Genomic DNA, 1,232 nt, shown 5'->3' on the forward strand with positions numbered 1-1,232 from the left:
TGCTAACGGCAAACTCGACAGCAGGGCCTTGCCGGCCCCGGGCTATCAAGACGGCGAGGGCTATCGCGCCCCGACCAGCTTGACCGAAGAGATTGTTGCTGGGATTTATGCCCAGGTTCTTGGCTTGGAGCGGGTCGGGGTTGATGACTCGTTCTTTGAGGTGGGTGGGGATTCGCTGTCGGCGATGCGGGTGATTGCCGCGGTGAATAAGTCCTTTGATGCGGGTCTTTCGGTGCGGGTGTTGTTCGAGGCGCCGACGGTGGCTGAGCTGGCGCCTCGTATTGAGGGTGCGGGTGGGGGTGGGCTGGAGCCGTTGGTGGCTGTGGAGCGCCCGGCGGTGGTTCCGTTGTCGTTTGCCCAGGCCCGGTTGTGGTTCCTGGATCAGTTGCAGGGGCCGTCACCGATTTACAACATGGCGGTGGCGTTGCGGCTCAGTGGTCGGTTGGATGCTGAGGCGTTGGGGGCGGCGCTGGCTGATGTGGTGGGCCGTCATGAAAGTTTGCGGACGTTGTTTGTGGCGGTGGACGGGGTCCCTCAGCAGGTGATTGTTCCGGTGGGGCGGGTTGATTTCGGGTGGCAGGTTGTTGATGCCGTCGGCTGGCCGGATGATCGGCTGGAGGCGGCTGTGGGCGCCGCGGCTCGTTACACGTTTGATTTGGCTGGCGAGATTCCTTTGCGGGCAAGGCTTTTCCGGGTCGCTGAGGATGAGCATGTGTTGGTGGCCGCGGTGCACCATATCGCTGCTGATGGGTGGTCGGTGGCCCCGTTGGTGCGGGATTTGGGTGTGGCGTATGCCAGTCGGTGTGCGGGGCAGGTGCCGGGGTGGGCGCCGTTGGCGGTGCAGTATGTCGATTACACGTTGTGGCAGCGGGCGCAGTTTGGTGAGCTCGAGGACAGTGGTAGTCGTATCGCTGGGCAGTTGGCGTATTGGGAAGATGTGTTGGCCGGGATGCCCGAGCGGGTGCAGTTGCCCACGGATCGGCCGTATCCGGCGGTGGCGGATTATCGCGGGGCCACGGTGGCGGTGGAGTGGCCGGCTGAGGTGCAGGCGCGGGTGCGTCAGTTAGCTGGTGAGCATAATGCGACCAGTTTCATGGTGGTGCAGGCCGCGTTAGCGGTGTTGTTGTCGAAGATCAGCGCCAGTGTTGATGTGGCGGTGGGGTTCCCGATCGCCGGGCGCCGTGACCCTGCGCTCGATGAGTTGGTGGGTTTTTTCGTCAACACGTTGGTGG

The 1,232-nt window shown here is 63.6% G+C and carries 1 protein-coding gene; it reads left to right on the plus strand.

Annotated elements, in window-relative coordinates:
- Positions 1-1,232 (plus strand): condensation domain-containing protein (locus tag A5753_RS02105; protein WP_231989963.1); only part of this gene is annotated, 1,232 nt, incomplete at both ends.

The organism is Mycobacterium sp. 852002-51971_SCH5477799-a (genome assembly GCF_001667145.1).
Taxonomy (GTDB): domain Bacteria; phylum Actinomycetota; class Actinomycetes; order Mycobacteriales; family Mycobacteriaceae; genus Mycobacterium.